Source organism: Blastococcus sp. SYSU DS1021 (assembly GCF_054050995.1).
The window spans coordinates 182,354-198,107 of the sequence record NZ_JBJHAL010000001.1 but is presented as its reverse complement, the minus strand read 5'-3'; the positions used below and the strand labels follow the sequence as shown (position 1 = coordinate 198,107).

Annotated in this window: 15 protein-coding genes; 6 read left to right on the top strand and 9 right to left on the bottom strand. The window is 75.0% G+C overall.

Annotated elements, in window-relative coordinates:
• Position 1: 1 nt before the first annotated feature.
• The gene (locus ACI8AP_RS01040; protein WP_456587467.1) at positions 2 to 859 is read right to left on the bottom strand and encodes a putative RNA methyltransferase; all 858 of its coding nucleotides are present in this window, start codon (positions 857 to 859) and stop codon (positions 2 to 4) included.
• Positions 856 to 1,365: a metallophosphoesterase family protein gene (locus ACI8AP_RS01035; RefSeq protein ID WP_456587466.1), complete on the bottom strand. Its 510-nt coding sequence runs from the start codon at positions 1,363 to 1,365 to the stop codon at positions 856 to 858. The genes ACI8AP_RS01040 and ACI8AP_RS01035 overlap by 4 nt, the downstream gene beginning before the upstream one ends.
• 76 nt (positions 1,366 to 1,441) lie before the next feature.
• On the opposite strand from ACI8AP_RS01035, the gene ACI8AP_RS01030 reads away from it, so the two are divergent.
• A complete protein-coding gene (locus tag ACI8AP_RS01030; RefSeq protein WP_456587465.1) occupies positions 1,442 to 3,040 on the top strand; it encodes an MFS transporter in 1,599 nt (532 codons plus the stop codon).
• Positions 3,041 to 3,113: 73 nt separating this feature from the next.
• On the opposite strand, the gene ACI8AP_RS01025 is transcribed toward ACI8AP_RS01030, so the two are convergent.
• Entirely contained in the window at positions 3,114 to 4,118 is a 1,005-nt protein-coding gene (locus ACI8AP_RS01025; RefSeq protein WP_456587464.1) for a cytochrome c oxidase assembly protein, read from the bottom strand.
• 101 nt (positions 4,119 to 4,219) lie between these two features.
• Positions 4,220 to 5,671, bottom strand: coding sequence for a M23 family metallopeptidase (locus ACI8AP_RS01020; RefSeq protein ID WP_456587463.1), 1,452 nt, complete (start codon positions 5,669 to 5,671; stop codon positions 4,220 to 4,222).
• Between the two features lie 277 nt (positions 5,672 to 5,948).
• On the opposite strand from ACI8AP_RS01020, the gene ACI8AP_RS01015 reads away from it, so the two are divergent.
• The 3 genes from ACI8AP_RS01015 to ACI8AP_RS01005 all read left to right on the top strand — a co-directional run bounded on the left by ACI8AP_RS01015 (position 5,949) and on the right by ACI8AP_RS01005 (position 9,442).
• On the top strand, positions 5,949 to 7,130 hold the full coding sequence (locus tag ACI8AP_RS01015) for a zinc-dependent alcohol dehydrogenase (protein ID WP_456587462.1): 1,182 nt from the start codon (positions 5,949 to 5,951) through the stop codon (positions 7,128 to 7,130).
• 169 nt (positions 7,131 to 7,299) lie between these two features.
• Positions 7,300 to 8,508 (top strand): MFS transporter, encoded by a 1,209-nt coding sequence (locus tag ACI8AP_RS01010; RefSeq protein WP_456587461.1) that lies wholly within the window; start codon positions 7,300 to 7,302, stop codon positions 8,506 to 8,508.
• Between the two features lie 40 nt (positions 8,509 to 8,548).
• Complete coding sequence (locus ACI8AP_RS01005) at positions 8,549 to 9,442, top strand: oxidoreductase (protein ID WP_456587460.1); 894 nt, start codon at positions 8,549 to 8,551, stop codon at positions 9,440 to 9,442.
• 20 nt (positions 9,443 to 9,462) lie between these two features.
• On the opposite strand, the gene ACI8AP_RS01000 is transcribed toward ACI8AP_RS01005, so the two are convergent.
• Complete coding sequence (locus ACI8AP_RS01000; protein WP_456587459.1) at positions 9,463 to 10,800, bottom strand: D-arabinono-1,4-lactone oxidase; 1,338 nt, start codon at positions 10,798 to 10,800, stop codon at positions 9,463 to 9,465.
• Positions 10,801 to 10,905: 105 nt separating this feature from the next.
• On the opposite strand from ACI8AP_RS01000, the gene ACI8AP_RS00995 reads away from it, so the two are divergent.
• Positions 10,906 to 12,120, top strand: coding sequence for an alanine racemase (locus ACI8AP_RS00995; RefSeq protein ID WP_456587458.1), 1,215 nt, complete (start codon positions 10,906 to 10,908; stop codon positions 12,118 to 12,120).
• Here ACI8AP_RS00995 and ACI8AP_RS00990 read toward each other — a convergent pair whose 3' ends face one another.
• The 4 genes from ACI8AP_RS00990 to ACI8AP_RS00975 form a co-directional block, all read right to left on the bottom strand.
• On the bottom strand, positions 12,121 to 13,740 hold the full coding sequence (locus tag ACI8AP_RS00990) for an ABC-F family ATP-binding cassette domain-containing protein (protein WP_456587457.1): 1,620 nt from the start codon (positions 13,738 to 13,740) through the stop codon (positions 12,121 to 12,123).
• 40 nt (positions 13,741 to 13,780) lie between these two features.
• Positions 13,781 to 14,080 carry a three-helix bundle dimerization domain-containing protein gene (locus ACI8AP_RS00985; protein WP_456587456.1) on the bottom strand — a complete coding sequence of 100 codons (300 nt, stop codon included), beginning with the start codon at positions 14,078 to 14,080 and terminating at the stop codon, positions 13,781 to 13,783.
• 102 nt (positions 14,081 to 14,182) lie between these two features.
• Positions 14,183 to 14,308 carry a hypothetical protein gene (locus tag ACI8AP_RS00980; protein WP_456587455.1) on the bottom strand — a complete coding sequence of 42 codons (126 nt, stop codon included), beginning with the start codon at positions 14,306 to 14,308 and terminating at the stop codon, positions 14,183 to 14,185.
• 11 nt (positions 14,309 to 14,319) lie between these two features.
• Positions 14,320 to 14,916, bottom strand: coding sequence for a class I SAM-dependent methyltransferase (locus tag ACI8AP_RS00975; RefSeq protein WP_456587454.1), 597 nt, complete (start codon positions 14,914 to 14,916; stop codon positions 14,320 to 14,322).
• Positions 14,917 to 14,973: 57 nt separating this feature from the next.
• Between ACI8AP_RS00975 and ACI8AP_RS00970 the strand changes: the two genes are divergently transcribed.
• On the top strand, positions 14,974 to 15,738 hold the full coding sequence (locus tag ACI8AP_RS00970) for a TrkA C-terminal domain-containing protein (RefSeq protein ID WP_456587453.1): 765 nt from the start codon (positions 14,974 to 14,976) through the stop codon (positions 15,736 to 15,738).
• The last annotated feature ends 16 nt before the right edge of the window (positions 15,739 to 15,754 follow it).

Sequence of the window (15,754 nt, the reverse complement as noted above, 5' to 3'; positions counted from 1 at the left end):
ATCATCCGGGCCGCCGGTAGGTGGCGACGTCGACCGAGATCGTGACCGGCACGGCGGCCGGCAAGCGCGCCAGCGAGGCCGCGAGAGCGGCGGCCGTGAGGTGCCGGGCGTGCGGCCCCATGCCCACCAGCGTCGCCACCGCGGGATGGTCCAGCACCAGGGTCTGGCGGTGGCGGTGCGCGTCCTCGCGCGCCAGGTGCGGCTCCAGCGTCGCGCTGAGCCGCTCGGCCTTTCCGGGGTCGACCCGGAGCAGGCCCAGCGGCCCGACGAGCTCGGCGAGGTGGTCGCGGCCGGGCGTCACCACGACCAGCCGCCCCTCCGCGCGCAGCACCCGGGCGATCTCGGGCCCGTTGCGCGGGGCGAAGACGACCAGCACCCGGTCCACCGCCGCGTCGCGCACCGGCAGCCGGGCCCAGGTGTCCCCGACCACGGCGACCGCGCGCGGATGGGCCTTCGCGGCACGGCGGGCGGCGTAGCGCGAGGCGTCGAGCACCACGCCGGTGGCGGACGGGAGGGCGTCGAGCAGGCGGGCCAGGTGGTGCCCGGTGCCACCGCCCAGGTCGAGCAGCGTCGCGGGCTCCCCCGGCCGGCGGACGGCTGCGGCCAGGGCCGCGGTCACGCCGTCGTAGTGGCCGGCGGAGAGGAACGCCACCCGGTCGGCCACCATCTCGGCCGAGTCGCCGGTCGGGGGACGGCGCCCCGGCGGCAGCAGCGTGAGGTGCCCCTGGCGCGCGCGGTCCACGCGGTGCCCTTCGGCGCAGCGCAGGCCCGAGCCGTCCGGCTCCGCGGTGAACGGCGCGGCGCACACGGGGCAGGCGAGCAGGGCGACCGCGCGGGGGTCGAGCGGTGCGGCGCTCACCGCCGCGGGGGCACCGCGTGGAAGATCACGTCCCGCAGCCGCCCGGCGTCGGCCACCGCGGTGACGAACGTCCCGTGCGGCTGGCGGCGCCGGTCCGTGGGCGACCCCGGGTTCACCAGCCGCAGCCCGGTGGGCGCCGTGGTGTCCCAGGGGATGTGGCTGTGCCCGAACACCAGGACGTCGACGTCGGGGAAGCGCGCCGCGCACCGCGCCTCGCGCCCGGTGGCCTGCCCCGTCTCGTGCACGACGGCGAACCGGATGCCCTCGATCTCGGCGCGGGCGACCTCCGGCAGCCGCTCGCGCAGCGCCCCGTGGTCGTTGTTGCCGTGGACGGCGACCAAGCGGTGCGCCCGCCGTTCCAGCTCGTCGAGGAGGGCGACGTCCACCCAGTCACCGGCGTGCACCACCACGTCGGCGGAGTCGATCGCCGACCACAGGCCGAGAGGTAGCTCACGCGCGCGCTTGGGGACGTGCGTATCTGCGGTGAACACCAGCGAAACAGGCACGACGACATCGTTGCAGGCCGCTACCTTCTCTCCCGGCCGGCGATCCGGCCCGTTCCGCACGACCCGAGGACTTCCCGTGACCGAACCCCTGCCCTCCCCTGCCGCGACCGGCGCGACGACCTCCGCCGATGAGCCCTACGAGAAGCGGTGGCTGGCGCTCGGCGTCATCGCCATGACCGTCCTGCTGGTCATCCTCGACGCCACGATCGTCAACATCGCGCTGCCCGCGGTCACCGCCGACCTGGGCATCAGCGCGGCCAGCCAGCAGTGGATCGTGACCGCCTACACCCTGACCTTCGGCGGCTTCCTCCTGCTCGGCGGCCGCATCGCCGACTTCTGGGGCCGCAAGCGCACCTACCTGGTGGGCGCGGCGGGCTTCGCCGTCGCCTCGGCGCTCGGCGGCGTCGCGCAGAACGAGACGATGCTCTTCGGCGCCCGCGCCCTGCAGGGCGTCTTCGGCGCACTGCTGGCCCCGGCGTCCCTCGCGCTGCTCACCGTCCTGTTCACCGACCCGAAGGAGCGCGCCAAGGCCTTCGGCGTCTACGGCGCGATCGCCGGCGGCGGCTCGGCCATCGGCCTGCTGCTCGGCGGTGTCCTCACCGAGTACGCCGACTGGCGCTGGTGCTTCTGGGTGAACCTGCCGGTGGCGATCCTCGCCATCGTGCTGGCCATCCCGATCGTCCCGGAGAGCAAGGCTCCCGGCGACACCAGCTACGACATCCCCGGCGCCGTCCTGGTCACCCTCGGCCTGGCGTCGATCGTCTACGGCTTCACCCGCGTGGCCGAGGCCTCGCAGGCCTTCGCGGCCCAGGCTGCCGCCGCCAACGCCGAGGCTGCGGCGCAGGGCATCCCGACGCTGGTGACGCCGGAGAGCGGCTGGACCGACGGTCTCGCGTGGCTGTTCATCGCCGGCGGCCTGGTGCTGATCGCCCTGTTCGTCCTGCTGGAGCTGCGGACGCGCAACCCGCTGCTGCCGATGCGCATCGTGCTCGACCGCAACCGGGGCGGCGCCTACCTGACCTCGACGCTCGTGGGAGCCGGGCTGCTGGGGGCGTTCTTCTTCCTGAGCCTCTACTTCCAGCAGGTGCTCGGGTACGAGCCGGCCATGGCGGGCCTGGCGTCGCTGCCGACCACCCTCGGCGTCTTCATCTCGGCGGGGCTGGCCAGCGTGCTGGTCCCCCGGGTGGGGCCGAAGCCGCTCATGGTCCTCGGTGGCGTGCTCGCCGCAGGCGGTCTCGCCACCCTGTCCTTCGTCGGTCTGGACACCGGGTTCTGGCAGCTGCCGTTCCCCGGCCAGCTGCTGCTCGGGCTCGGCCTGGGCTTCACGTTCGTGCCGCTGTCGAACCTGGCGCTGGTGGGCGCCGGCGTCCACGACGCCGGGGCGGCCAGCGCGATGCTGAACGCCACGCAGCAGGTGGGCGCCTCCATCGGCACCGCCGTGCTCGCCTCGCTGTCCGTGGCCGCCATCAGCACCTACACCGCCGACGTGCTCGCCTCGGGTGCGGACCCGCGAGACCCGTCGGTGGGCCTCTCGGCGCAGGTGGAGGGCTACACCACGGCCTTCGCGTGGGCCGCCGGGCTGCTGCTGCTGGGCGCCGTCGTCTCGGCGTTGCTCATCAAGGCGACCAAGGAGGACCTGCCGGCCGAGGGCGATGCCGTCGTCCACGTCGGCTGAGAAGGAACTCGTCCCGGCCCCTCGCAGCGGCCCGCGCCCCTCCGGGCGCGGGCCGCTGCGCGCCGGGGACCGGTCAGGCCCGGTGCTCGGCGAGCGCCTTGAGCCGGGCGTTGTACGCCGCGAGCTCCGCGTCGCCGTCACGGTCGGCCGCGCGGTCGAGCGTGCGGGCCCGGCGGTCGTCCGAGCGGGCCCAGGAGAAGAAGACGACGGCGAGCACCAGGACGGTGGGCAGCTCCCCGAAGGCCCAGACGATGCCGCCGGCCACCGCCTGGTCGGTGAGCGGGTCCACGCCCCACCCCGCCGGCGGGTCGGCGAACGTGTCGACGACGAGCGAGCCGGCCATCATGATCGCCACGCCGAAGAAGGCGTGGAACGGCACGGGCAGGAACAGCTCGAGCATCCGCCCCGGGTGGCTGAGCGTCCGCGGCCACGGGTCCTGCGCGACGATCGGGCCGAAGAAGAGCAGCCCCGTGACGACGAAGTGGGCGAGCATGAACTGGTGGCCCACCGGGCTCGACATCAGCCAGTCGAACAGCGGGGTGAAGTAGACGCCGTAGAGGCTGGCGATGAACAGCGGCACGCTGAACAGCGGGTGGGCCACGACGCGGGCGAACCGGCTGTGCAGCGCCTCCAGGAGCAGTGCCCGCGGGGCGCCGGCCGGCCCGCGGCCGCGCGGGAGGGTGCGCAGCGCCAGCGTCACGGGGGCGGCGAGCAGCAGGAGCAGCGGCGTGATGAGCGACAGCACCATGTGCTGGGTCATGTGGACGCTGAAGATCACCATGCTGTAGCCGTTGAGCCAGGTGCCGGTGACGGCGAACAGCGACGCGGTGCCGGCGATCCAGGCGAGGGTCCGCCACCACGGCCAGCTGACCCCGGACCGGCGCAGGCGGACGACAGCGGCCAGGTAGACGACCAGCCCGATGACGCTGAGCACCGGGAGCACCGACCAGGCGTCCAGGTGCGGGAGGAACATCCGCCCCCAGGTCGGCGGGTCCTCCGGGACCCACATGCCCGAGTGGTGCCCGTGCTCCACCGCGATCTCCTCCTGCCGGCCGGTCGTGCGACCCCACTGTCCCACCGCGCGCCGCGCTCCCCCGAGGGGAGCACGGAGATCCTCCCCACGCGACGACGCCCCCCGCCGGGAGTTCCGGCAGGGGGCGTCGTCGGGAGTGACGCGGGTCAGATCTGGACGCCGCGCTCCCGGAGCCAGGGCAGCGGGTCGATCGGCTCGCCGCCGATGCCGCCGACGTGCACCTCGAAGTGCAGGTGCGGGCCGGTGGACTGACCGCGGTTGCCGAGCAGCGCGATGGTGTCGCCGGCGCGGACCACCTGGCCGGGGGTCACCAGGATCTCGTCCATGTGGCCGTAGACGGTGACGTCACCGTTGCCGTGCTGGATGTACACCACCAGCCCGTAGCCGCCGGCCGGGCCGGCCTCGAGCACGACGCCGTCCATCACGGCGTACTCGGGCGTGCGCATGGGTGCGGCCAGGTCGATGCCCGCGTGCAGCGTGCCCCAGCGCGCGCCGAACCCGCTGGTCAACCGGCCACCCTCGACCGGGAGCACCGCCGCGGGGCGGGCGGCCTCGGCGGCGGCGCGGTCGGCCTCCTCCTGGGCGATCCGGTCGGCCTCCGCCTGGGCGTTCGCGGCGGCGGTGCGCTCGGTCTCGCGGGCGCTGCGGCTGGCGACCACCTCGCGCAGCCGGGAGGTGTCGTCCTCGTCGACGCGCGGCGCCGCGGCGGAACCGTCGATGCCCAGCTGCTCGGCCACGCTCACCGACTGGCTGACCGTCTCCGTCGCGACCTCCGTCGGGCCGGCGACCGAGGCGCCACTGAGGCCGAGGGCGCCGACGAGGACCGCGGCGAGGTAGAGCGCCGGGCGGCGCCGCACCGCGGGCGGGCGGCGGTCCAGCCAGCGACGCCCGCCGGTGGCGACGGCCGCGAGGACCTCGGCCGCGTCGGCACCCGGGGTGCCGACGACCCGGACGACCGGCTCCGCGGGCACCGGTGCCAGGGCGGACCGCTCCGGCTGCGCCGGGGCGTCCTTCACGACGACGACGGCGTCGGGTGCGACCACCGGGGCGTCGGTGAGCGCGGCGACGTCGGTGACCGGCGCCAGTGCCGCGAGGTCGACGGCGGACCGCTTGTAGGGGGTCGGGCGGCGCCGCACCGGCGTCTCGGCGGCCGCCGTCGCGGCGATCGCCTGCACGCCCTGGGCCTCCACCGTGGTGGACCCGTCCGTGACCGGCGTCGAGGCCCGGTCGACCGTTCCCGCCTGCGGCCCGGACGCACCCGGGGCCGGGGTCTCCGGGCCGCGCGCCTTCGCGGTCTTGCGGGCAGCGGCAGCAGCGCGCGCCGCCGTGGTCGCCTTCCGGGTCGCCGCTGCGGCGGTGGCCGCGGTCGCGCCGGCGACCTTGACGGTGGCGGCTCGGGCCCGCCGGCGGGCGGTGGGATCGGTCGTCCGGCCGGCCCCCGCCTTGCGCGCCTTCCCCTGGCGCTGCGGCGGAACCGTGGACGCGGCCTTCTCCTCGATCGTCCCGCTGGTGGAGCGGGCCGGGGCGAGCGTGGCGTCGACCGTTCCGGCCGGCACCGCACCCCCCTCGGGGAGGCGGTCGTGGTGGAGCGAACTCATGCACCTGACTTCCGTCGGCGGACATTGCACAGCGACTCCCGGGGAGAGGAGCGGGGCCCATGTAAACACGGCGTGATGGGTTCGTGATCTGACGACCGGGGTACTGACCTGCAGTTCTGTGAACCGGATCACCGCGATGCGGCGCGCTTTCTCGCCGTTGCGTGAGGGCATCTTTACGGAACGTAAGGGGCGCGCCGTGGATGGTTGAGAGTGGCGCGATCCGGCTCACGTACGGGCAGGAGCCCGTTTTCCGCAGCCCGATCGAGGGAGAAGTCGTATGCGCGCAGTGACCTGGCACGGCCGAGCAGACGTCCGGGTGGAGACCGTCCCGGACCCCACGATCCAGGAGCAGACCGACGTCATCGTCGAGATCACCTCCAGCGGTATCTGCGGGTCCGATCTGCACCTCATCGAGGTCATGGCGCCGTTCATGTCGGTGGGTGACGTGATGGGCCACGAGCCCATGGGGGTCGTTCGCGAGGTCGGACGCGAGGTGACCGCGGTGAAGCCCGGTGACCGCGTCGTGGTGCCGTTCAACATCTCGTGCGGCACCTGCTGGATGTGCTCCGAAGGCCTCCACTCCCAGTGCGAGACCACGCAGAACCGCGAGCAGGGCATGGGTGCCTCCCTGTTCGGATACACCAAGCTCTACGGGCAGGTCCCCGGCGGGCAGGCCGAGTACCTGCGGGTGCCCTTCGGCAACACGCTGCCGATCAAGGTGCCCGATGCCCCGCTGGACGACCGGTTCGTCTACCTCTCCGACGTCCTGCCCACCGCCTGGCAGGCCGTGCAGTACGCCGGCATCCCACAGGGCGGCAGCGTGCTGGTGCTGGGCCTCGGCCCGATCGGCGACATGGCCACGCGCATCGCCAAGCACCTCGGCGCGGGACAGGTCATCGCCTCCGACGTCGTGCCCGAGCGCCTGGCCCGGGCCCGGCGCAACGGCATCACCGTCATCGACTCCACGGAGCAGGCCGAGGTCGTCGCCCGCGTCCGCGACCTGACCGACGGCCGCGGACCGGACTCGGTGATCGACGCCGTCGGCATGGAGGCGCACGGCTCGCCGCTGGCGACGATGGCGCAGAAGGCCAGCGCCCTGGTCCCCGACGCGATCATGGAGAAGGTCATGACCGTGGCCGGCATCGACCGGCTGGCGGCCCTGAACACCGCGATCGAGGCGGTCCGCCGTGGCGGCACCATCTCGCTGTCGGGTGTCTACGGCGGCGCCACCGACCCGCTCCCGCTCATGCGCATGTTCGACAAGCAGATCCAGCTGCGCATGGGGCAGGCCAACGTGTGGCGCTGGGTGCCCGACATCCTGCCGCTGCTCCTGGAGGGCGACCCGCTGGGCGTGGACGAGTTCGCCACCCACCGGGTGCCGCTCGAGCAGGCGCCGGAGGCCTACGCGAACTTCCGGCAGAAGAAGGACGGCGCCGTGAAGGTGCTGCTCCAGCCCTGACCGCAGTCGGGCGGGCGCACTCGCGCCCGCCCGCTGTGAGCAGTCCCACCGCCCCGGTCCGGCATCAACCTCAGCGGTCCCGCGCTGCACCACGCAAGCACCCCGCTGATCGGCACACCGGGATCACCCGGCCCGCCGGCTCCCCACCGTGTCCCCCGGAGTTCTTCGCGTGCCTCGTGGACTGCTCGCCCTCGCCATCGGCGCCTTCGGCATCGGCACCACCGAGTTCGTCGTGATGGGCATGCTGCCCGAGATCGCCGCCGGCCTCGACGTCTCGGTGTCCGCGGTCGGCCTGCTCATCTCGGCCTACGCGATCGGCGTCGTCGTCGGCGCACCGACGCTCACCGCGCTCGGGCTGCGGTTCACCCCGCGGCAGACCCTCGTCGCGCTGATGGTCGTGTTCGTGGTCGGCAACACCCTGTCCGCGGTGGCCCCGAGCTACGGACTGCTCGTCGCCGCCCGGGTGTTCACCGCGCTGGCGCACGGCTCCTTCTTCGGGGTCGGGGCGGTCGCCGCCCGCCGGCTGGTCCCGCCCGACCGCGCCACCCGGGCCATCTCGCTGATGATCACCGGCCTCACGCTGGCCAACGTGGTCGGCGTCCCCCTGGGCACGTTCGTCGCCCAGCACGCCGGCTGGCGGATCGTCCTGGCGGCGATCGCGCTGATCGGCGTCGCGACGATCGGCGGCCTGCTGGCGTGGATGCCCGCCGACGCCGGCGAGCCCACCGATCTGCGCGCGGAGCTGCACGCGTTCCGGCGTCGACAGGTCTGGCTCGTCCTCGCGCTCACCATGATCGGCTTCTCGGCGCTGTTCGCCGTCTACAGCTACGTCAGCCCGATCCTCACCGAGCTCGGCGGCATCCCGACGGAGTGGGTCACACCGGTCCTCGCGCTGTTCGGCGTCGGGACGACGGTCGGCACGCTCGCCGGCGGACGGCTGGGCGACCGCTACGGCTTCTCCTTCGTCGCGGTCGGGCTGGTGGCGATGGCCGGCATCCTGGTCGCGTTCTCCTTCCTCGCCCGGTCCACCGTGGCCGCCGTCGCGCTGCTGGTGCTGTTCGGAACCCTGTCCTTCGCACTGGGGCCGGTCGTCCAGAACGCCGTCATCGACGCCGCGCAGGTGCCCGGTGGCAGCCTGGTGTCGGCGGCCAACCAGGGCGCGTTCAACATCGCCAACGCGATCGGCGCCGCCCTCGGCGCGCTCGTCATCGCGCAGGGGCTCGGGCTCACCGCGCCGATGTGGGTGGGGGCAGGGCTGGCCCTGGTCGGCGCGGGGATCGCGCTGGCCATCCGCGCCGACGCCCGGCGCCACCCGGCCACGGTGCTCCCCGCGACGCCCGTCGGCGCGGAGGCCGCCGAACCGGCCGTCGCGACATGAGCGGCGCGCATACCCCCGCCGCGACGGGTAGGGAGCCCGCATGACCATCGGCACCGCAGAGCAGTCCGGCACCTACCGCCTCGGCGACCGGGAGGTGCGCCGCCTCGGCTACGGCGCCATGCAGCTGACCGGCCCCCACGTCATGGGCCCACCGGCCGACCGGGACGCCGCCATCGCCGTCCTGCGGCGCGCCGTCGAGCTCGGCGTCGACCACATCGACACGAGCGACTACTACGGCCCCACCGTCGTCAACGAGCTCATCCGCGAGGCGCTGCACCCCTACCCCGACGAGCTGGTCATCGTCACCAAGGTCGGCGCCCGCCGCGACGCCGACGGCGGCTGGCCGGAGGCCCTGGACCCCGACGACCTCCGCCGGGCGGTGCAGGAGAACATCGACCACCTCGGGGTCGAGGCGCTCGACGTGGTGAACCTCCGCATGCCCGGCTTCGCCGAGCCGGTGCAGCGCTCGCTCGCCGAGCCCTTCGAGGCGCTGGCGGCCATGCAGCAGGAGGGCCTGATCCGGCACCTCGGCGTGAGCAACGTGACGCCGCAGATGTTCGCCGAGGCCCGGGCCATCGCCCCCGTCGTGTGCGTGCAGAACCACTACAACCTGGTGCACCGCGCCGACGACCCGCTGATCGATGCCCTCGCCCGCGAGGGCATCGCCTACACGCCCTTCTTCCCCCTGGGCGGGTTCAGCCCGCTGCAGTCCGCAGCCCTCGAGACGGTCGCCCGCAGGCTGGAGACGACGCCCATGCAGGTGGCGCTCGCCTGGCTGCTCGCCCGCTCCCCCAACCTGCTGCTCATCCCCGGCACCTCGTCGGTGGCCCACCTCGAGGAGAACCTGCAGGCGGCCGCCCGGGTGCTCGGCCCGGAGGAGCTCGCCGAGCTCGACCGGATCGGCGGCACCGGCGACCCCGACCCGGCCGACTGACCGGTGGCCGGTGGTGCGCCTCAGCCGCGAGCCACCGGCCCCAGCACCCGGTCCAGGTACCCGTTCGACAGCACGCCCGCCGGGTCCACCCGGTCGCGCACCGCGACGAAGTCGGCGAACCGGGGGTAGCGCCGGCTCAGCGTCGCCGCGTCCAGGCCGTGCAGCTTGCCCCAGTGCGGCCGACCGCCCACCTCACCGGCGATCCGCTCGAGCGCGGCGAACCAGCAGCCCGGCTCGCTGCCCGCGGGGACGTGCGCGGCGATGTAGGCCGTGTCGCGGCCGGACGCCGTCGACAGGGGGACGTCGTCGGCCGCGGCCAGCCGCACCTCGACGGGGAAGGCCGCGCGCCAGTCGCCGGCCTCGTGCACCCGCCGCAGCTCGGCCAGCACCGCCGGTGCGTCGGCCCGGGGGACGGCGTACTCCATCTCCAGGAAACGCACCCGCCGGCGGCTGACGAAGACGCGGTGGGAGTGGTCGGTCCACGCGCGCGGGCCCAGGGCCCGCGCCGACACCCGCGCCAGCGAGGGCACCAGCGACGGCACCCGGCGACCCGCCGCCACCACCCCGGCGAACGCCGCGTTGGCGATCACCTCGTCGTCCCAGACCGCCCGCCAGCGCGGGAGCGGCGCCAGGCCGTCGGCCAGCGGGACGCGGGTGTGGCGCTTCACCAGTGTCGCGTCGGTGTGCGGGAACCAGTAGAACTCGACGTGGTCGGTGGCGGTCATCAGCTCGTCGAAGCCCTCCAGGGCAGCGGTGAGGGTGCCCGGTCCCTCCACCGCCCGGAGCGCGAACGCCGGCTCCGCCTGCAGCGTCACCGCCGTCACCACCCCCAGCGCGCCCAGGCCCACGCGGGCAGCGGAGAACACCTCCGGGTTCCGCTGCGCGTCGCAGACGAGCACCTCGCCGGAGGGCAGCACGAGCTCGAGCGCGCGGACCTGCGTGGCGAGCCCGCCGAACCGGGCCCCGGTGCCGTGCGTCCCGGTGGCCAGGGCGCCCGCGACCGTCTGCCGGTCGACGTCGCCGAGGTTGGTGAGCGCCCACCCCCGGCGCAGCAGCTCGACGCCCAGCCGGTGCAGCGTCGTCCCGGCGCCCACGGTGACCAGGCCGTCCGCGGTGACGGCGCGGACGCCGGTCAGCCGGTCGCACACGAGCTGGACGTCCTCGGGCAGCCCGATGCCGGAGAAGGAGTGGCCGCTGCCGATCGGACGGACACGTCGGCCGGCGGCGGCCGCCGTCGTCAGCAGCTGCGCGACCTCGTCCGCGGAGCCCGGGTGCACCGCGGTCACCTGGGCACGCTGGTTGCCCGCCCAGTTGCGCCAGCGGGTGCGGTCGTGCGGCCGGTCCAGCGGCTCGCTCACCTGGTCTCCCTCCGTCGAGCGGGGACTCTGGCGGGTGCGGCACCGGCCGGTCAACCGCTCCGGGGCTCTTGCCCCGGCCGACCGCGCGGGGCACGCTGCGGCGTCATGACCGCGGACCCACCCGCCGCCCGGCACGCGGCCCTCGACCGCGCCACCGCGGGGCTCGACCCGCCGTTCGCCGTGCTGGACCTCGCCGCGCTGGACGCGAACGCGGCGGACCTGGTCGCCCGCGCCGCCGGCAAGCCGATCCGCGTGGCCAGCAAGTCCGTGCGCTGCCGCGGCGTGCTGCGCCGGGTGCTGGCCCGGCCGGGTTTCTCCGGCGTTCTCGCCTACACGCTGCGCGAGGCGCTCTGGCTGGCCGGTGGCGAGGAGCCGGTCAGCACCGACGTCGTCGTCGGCTACCCGTCGGTCGACTCCGTCGCGCTCCGGCAGCTCGCCGGGGACGAGCAGGCGGCCGGCCGGGTGACGCTGATGGTCGACTCCGTCGAGCACCTGGAGCTCATCGACGCGGTGGCCCCGCCAGGAGGGCCGGTGCTGCGGGTCTGCCTCGACGTCGACGCCTCGCTGCGCGCCGCCGGTGGCCGGGTGCACGTGGGCGTCCGGCGGTCACCGGTGCACACCCCCCAGGACGCCGTCGCCCTGGCGCGCGCGGTGCTCGCCCGGCGCGGCGTCGAGCTGGTGGGCCTCATGGCGTACGAGGCGCAGATCGCCGGCCTGCAGGACGCGCCCGCCGGCCGACCCCTGCGTGGGCTCGCGGTACGCGGGCTGCAGGCGCTCTCCGCCCGGGAGCTCGCCGCCCGGCGCGCCGCGGTCGTGGCCGCCGTCTCCCCGGTCGCGCCCCTGCGGTTCGTCAACGGCGGCGGCACCGGGAGCCTGGAGCGGACCGCCGCCGAACCGGCCGTGACCGAGGTGGCTGCGGGCTCGGGCCTCTACTCCCCCACCCTGTTCGACGGCTACCGCGCATTCACGGGGCACCCGGCCGCCTTCTTCGCCGTCCCCGTGACGCGCGTCCCGGCGCCCGGTGTGGTGACCGTGGCCGGTGGCGGCTGGATCGCCTCGGGGCCGCCGGGGGCCGACCGGCTGCCGGTGCCGACCTTCCCGGCCGGGCTGCGCCGGTTGCCCGGCGAGGGGGCCGGCGAGGTGCAGACGCCGCTGCGCGGACCGGGCACCGCGGGTCTGCGCATCGGTGACCGGGTGTGGTTCCGCCACGCCAAGGCCGGAGAGGTCTGCGAGCACGTCGGCGCCCTGCACGCGGTCGCGGGCGACACCGTCGTCGACGCGCTGCCCACCTACCGCGGCGAGGGCAAGGCCTTCGGCTGATCAGCGAGCGCGGGCGACCCGCGTCTCGTCGAAGACCGGCTCGGCGGACTCGTAGACCCGGCCGTCGGCGCCGAAGACCAGGAAGCGGTCGAAGGAGCGGGCGAACCAGCGGTCGTGGGTGACGGCGAGCACCGTGCCGTCGAAGGCCGCGAGCGCCTCCTCCAGCGCCTCCGCGGAGAGCACGTCGAGGTTGTCCGTCGGCTCGTCGAGCAGCAGCAGGGTCGCACCGGACAGCTCCAGCACGAGGATCTGAAAGCGCGCCTGCTGACCGCCCGACATGGTGCGGAAGGGCCGGTCGGCGGCGTCGGTGAGCCCGTAGCGCCGCAGCACGGCCATCGCCCGACCGCGGTCGACGCCCGGCCGGCCCGGCTCGCCGTGCCAGAGCAGGTCGACCGGGGTCCGGTCCTGCCACTCCGGGTGCGCGTGGGTCTGGGCGAAGAAGCCGGGGACGACGCGCGCCCCGAGCCGCCACTCCCCGGTGTGCGCGACCTCCTGGCCGGCGAGCAGCCGCAGGAAGTGCGACTTGCCCGCACCGTTGGCACCGAGGACGCCGACCCGGTCGCCGTACCAGACCTCGAGGTCGAACGGCTGCATCAGGCCGGTCAGCTCCAGCTGCTCGGCGACGACCGCGCGCACCCCGGTCCGGCCACCGCGCAGGCGCATGGCCACCTTCTGCTCCGGCGGGCGGTCCGGCGGCGGCCCGGCCGCCTCGAACTTCGCCAGCCGGGTCTGCATCGCGTGGTACCGGTTGGCCATGTCGGGTGAGTTGGCGGCCTGCTGCTGGAGCGTGCGCACCAGGTCGATCAGCCGCTGGTGCTCCTCGTCCCACCGCCGCCGCACCTCGGCCAGCCGCTCGTGGCGGGCGGTGCGCGCCTCCGGGTAGGAGGCGAAGCCACCACCGTGCACCCAGGCCGTCCCGCCCTCGACGGTCACCACCCGGTCGGCGACGCGGGCCAGCAGCTCCCGGTCGTGGCTGACGAAGAGCACGGTCTTGCGGGTCTCGAGCAGGCGTTGCTCCAGCCACCGCTTGCCCGGGACGTCGAGGTAGTTGTCCGGCTCGTCGAGCAGCAGCACCTGGTCGGGCCCGCGCAGCAGCGCCTCCAACGCCAGCCGCTTCTGCTCCCCGCCCGACAGCGAGGCCAGTTCGCGGTACTTGCAGCGTTCGTAGGGCACACCCAGCGCCGCGACGGTCACCGTGTCCCAGGTGACCTCGGCGTCGTAGCCGCCGGCATCGCCCCACTGCGCCAGCGCGTCGGCGTAGGCCATCTGCGACCGCTCGTCGTCGGTCTCCATGAGCGTCAGCTCGGCGGCCTCCACCGCGTCCCAGGCGGCCCGCACCGCGGGGGGCGACAGATCCACGAGGAACCGCTGGACGGTCGTGCCGTCCCGCACCGCCCCGATGAACTGGCGCATCACCCCGAGTCCGCCGGTGCGGGCGACCGAGCCCGCCTCCGGCGTCAGGTCCCCGGCGATGATCCGCAGCAGCGTCGTCTTCCCCGCACCGTTCTCCCCCACGAGCGCCGCGCGCGCACCCTCGCCGACGCGGAAGGAGACGTCGTCCAGCAGCACCCGCCCGTCGGAGAGGGTGTGCCGGATCCCGGTCACGTCGACGTAGCCCACGCCGTCATCCTGCCCCGCCGGGCAACCGGGTTCCCGGGGGTCAGCCGATGTGCCGGTCCAGGCGGTAGCGCGCCAGCCGCTCGACCAGCTCGGGCAGCGCGCCCACCGGTGACCCGCCGAGCTCGCGGCGGCAGTCCCGGACGATCCGCACGACCACCCGTCGCCCGACCCGGCCGGAGAACTCCCCGCTGAGCCGGCTGACCGCCGCGCTGACGGCCTCGTCGCCCGGGAGGGCGCCGGCGTCCCGGGGGAACGCTTCACCGCCGGTGGGCAGCCCTCCCGCACCGGTGGGTTCGTCGGCGGCGGGGCCGGAGGAGCTCGGCGGGACGACCTGGGTCATCGGCGGTCCTTCGTTCCGGGGCGGTGCCGGGCCGGAGCGGACGCGGCGGTTCCATACGGTTCCGTTCCGCGGTGGCCGGCACCAGGGTCCAAGGACCCGTGGTCAGCCCACCACGATCGAGAGCACCGTCGCACCGGCGGCGAGCAGCATCGCCAGGACCACCAGCGCGGCGACCAGTCGCCGGCGCCGCTCCGCGTCACGCCCGCCGGCGCCACCCATCCCCATCACACCGGCCGACGCTACCGGCCGTCGGGAGACCGAACCGGTCGCCGTCCCCACAGCAGGGTGTCGAGGGCGGTGCCGTGCGGGGTGGCCCGGCGGACCTGCTCCAGCCGGTCGACGTCGAGGAGGCGCGCGACCGGCGCGAGGCGGTCGATGCTGTGCAGGATCGCCGGCTCCTGCGGCCCGCCGACACCCGCGGTGAGGTTCTCCACGTCGTGCCCGAGGAGCAGCAGCCGGCCACCGGGCCGCAGCCAGCCGACGGCCCGGGTGAGCAGCGCGGTCATCTCCTCCTCGGGCAGGTGGAGGTAGGCGACCAGCACCAGGTCCAGCGATCCCGGCGGCGCCGACCAGGTCAGGACGTCGGCGGTGACCCAGCGGACCCGCTCGGCGCCGGGGCTTCCCCGGCCGCGGGCGAGGCCGACGGCGGAGAAGTCGACCGCGGTCACCGCCCACCCCCGGGCGGCCAGCCAGAGGGCGTGCCGCCCCTCCCCGGCGGCGAGGTCGACCGCGGGACCGGGTGGTAGGTCACCGAGCAGCTCCGCCACCAGCGAGTTCGGCTCGGCCGACCACTGGGCGTGCTCGGCGTAGCGCCGGTCCCAGTCCTCCGCCCGCACGCCGGCAGTCTCGCAGCCGGAGTCGCTGCCCGCGCCCGGACGGGGTAGAGGTGGTGCGTGGCCGCCGTCGTCTCCCTGGTCGTCATCGTCACGCTGGGCCTGCTCGTCACCCGGGTCGCCACGGTCGCGCTGACCATGACCGGCATGTCGTTGCAGCACGCCCGCTTCCAGGCCCGCTCCGCCTTCACCGGGACGGGCTTCACGACGTCGGAGGCCGAGGCCGTGGTCTCCCACCCGGTGCGCCGGCGGATCGTGATGGTGCTGATGCTGGTCAGCGGCGCCGGCGCCGTGTCGGTGCTGGGCACGCTGATCCTCACGTACGCGGGCGTGGACTCCACCGTGGGCGGGGTGCGCCGGACGGTCGCCATCGTCGGCTCGATGACCGCGCTGCTGTGGCTCTCGCGCAACGAGCGCGTCGACCGCGTGCTGCGGCGGGTGATCGAGCGGGTGCTGCGGCGGGTCGCCGACCTCGACCTCCGCGACTACGCCGCGCTGCTGCACCTGCGGGGCCAGTGGCGGGTCGTCTCGCTGCCGGTCAAGGACGACGACTGGATCTCCTCCCGGCCGCTGGGCCGGCTCCGCCTGCCCGAGGAAGGGGTCGCCGTGCTCGGCGTCGAGCGGGACGACGGCACGTGGATGGGCGCGCCCAGGGAGGACCTCCGGCTGCGCACGGGCGACGTCGTGGTGCTCTACGGGCGGCAGGCGATCCTCGACGACATCACCGACCGGCTGCACGGCGACGAGGGCGACCAGGCCAGCGAGCGGTCCCGCGCCTGGCACGCCGCGACGCCTCCGGTCGAGGTCGTCGAGCGCCGGCGCTGAGCCCGGGAGCCGTCGT

Bases quoted from the DNA above. Each gene is read 5' to 3' on its own strand.
- ACI8AP_RS01020 (WP_456587463.1), bottom strand. From the start codon at position 5,671: ATGAGTTCGCTCCACCACGACCGCCTCCCCGAGGGGGGTGCGGTGCCG.
- ACI8AP_RS01015 (WP_456587462.1), top strand. From the start codon at position 5,949: ATGCGCGCAGTGACCTGGCACGGCCGAGCAGACGTCCGGGTGGAGACC.
- ACI8AP_RS01005 (WP_456587460.1), top strand. From the start codon at position 8,549: ATGACCATCGGCACCGCAGAGCAGTCCGGCACCTACCGCCTCGGCGAC.
- ACI8AP_RS00995 (WP_456587458.1), top strand. From the start codon at position 10,906: ATGACCGCGGACCCACCCGCCGCCCGGCACGCGGCCCTCGACCGCGCC.
- ACI8AP_RS00985 (WP_456587456.1), bottom strand. From the start codon at position 14,080: ATGACCCAGGTCGTCCCGCCGAGCTCCTCCGGCCCCGCCGCCGACGAA.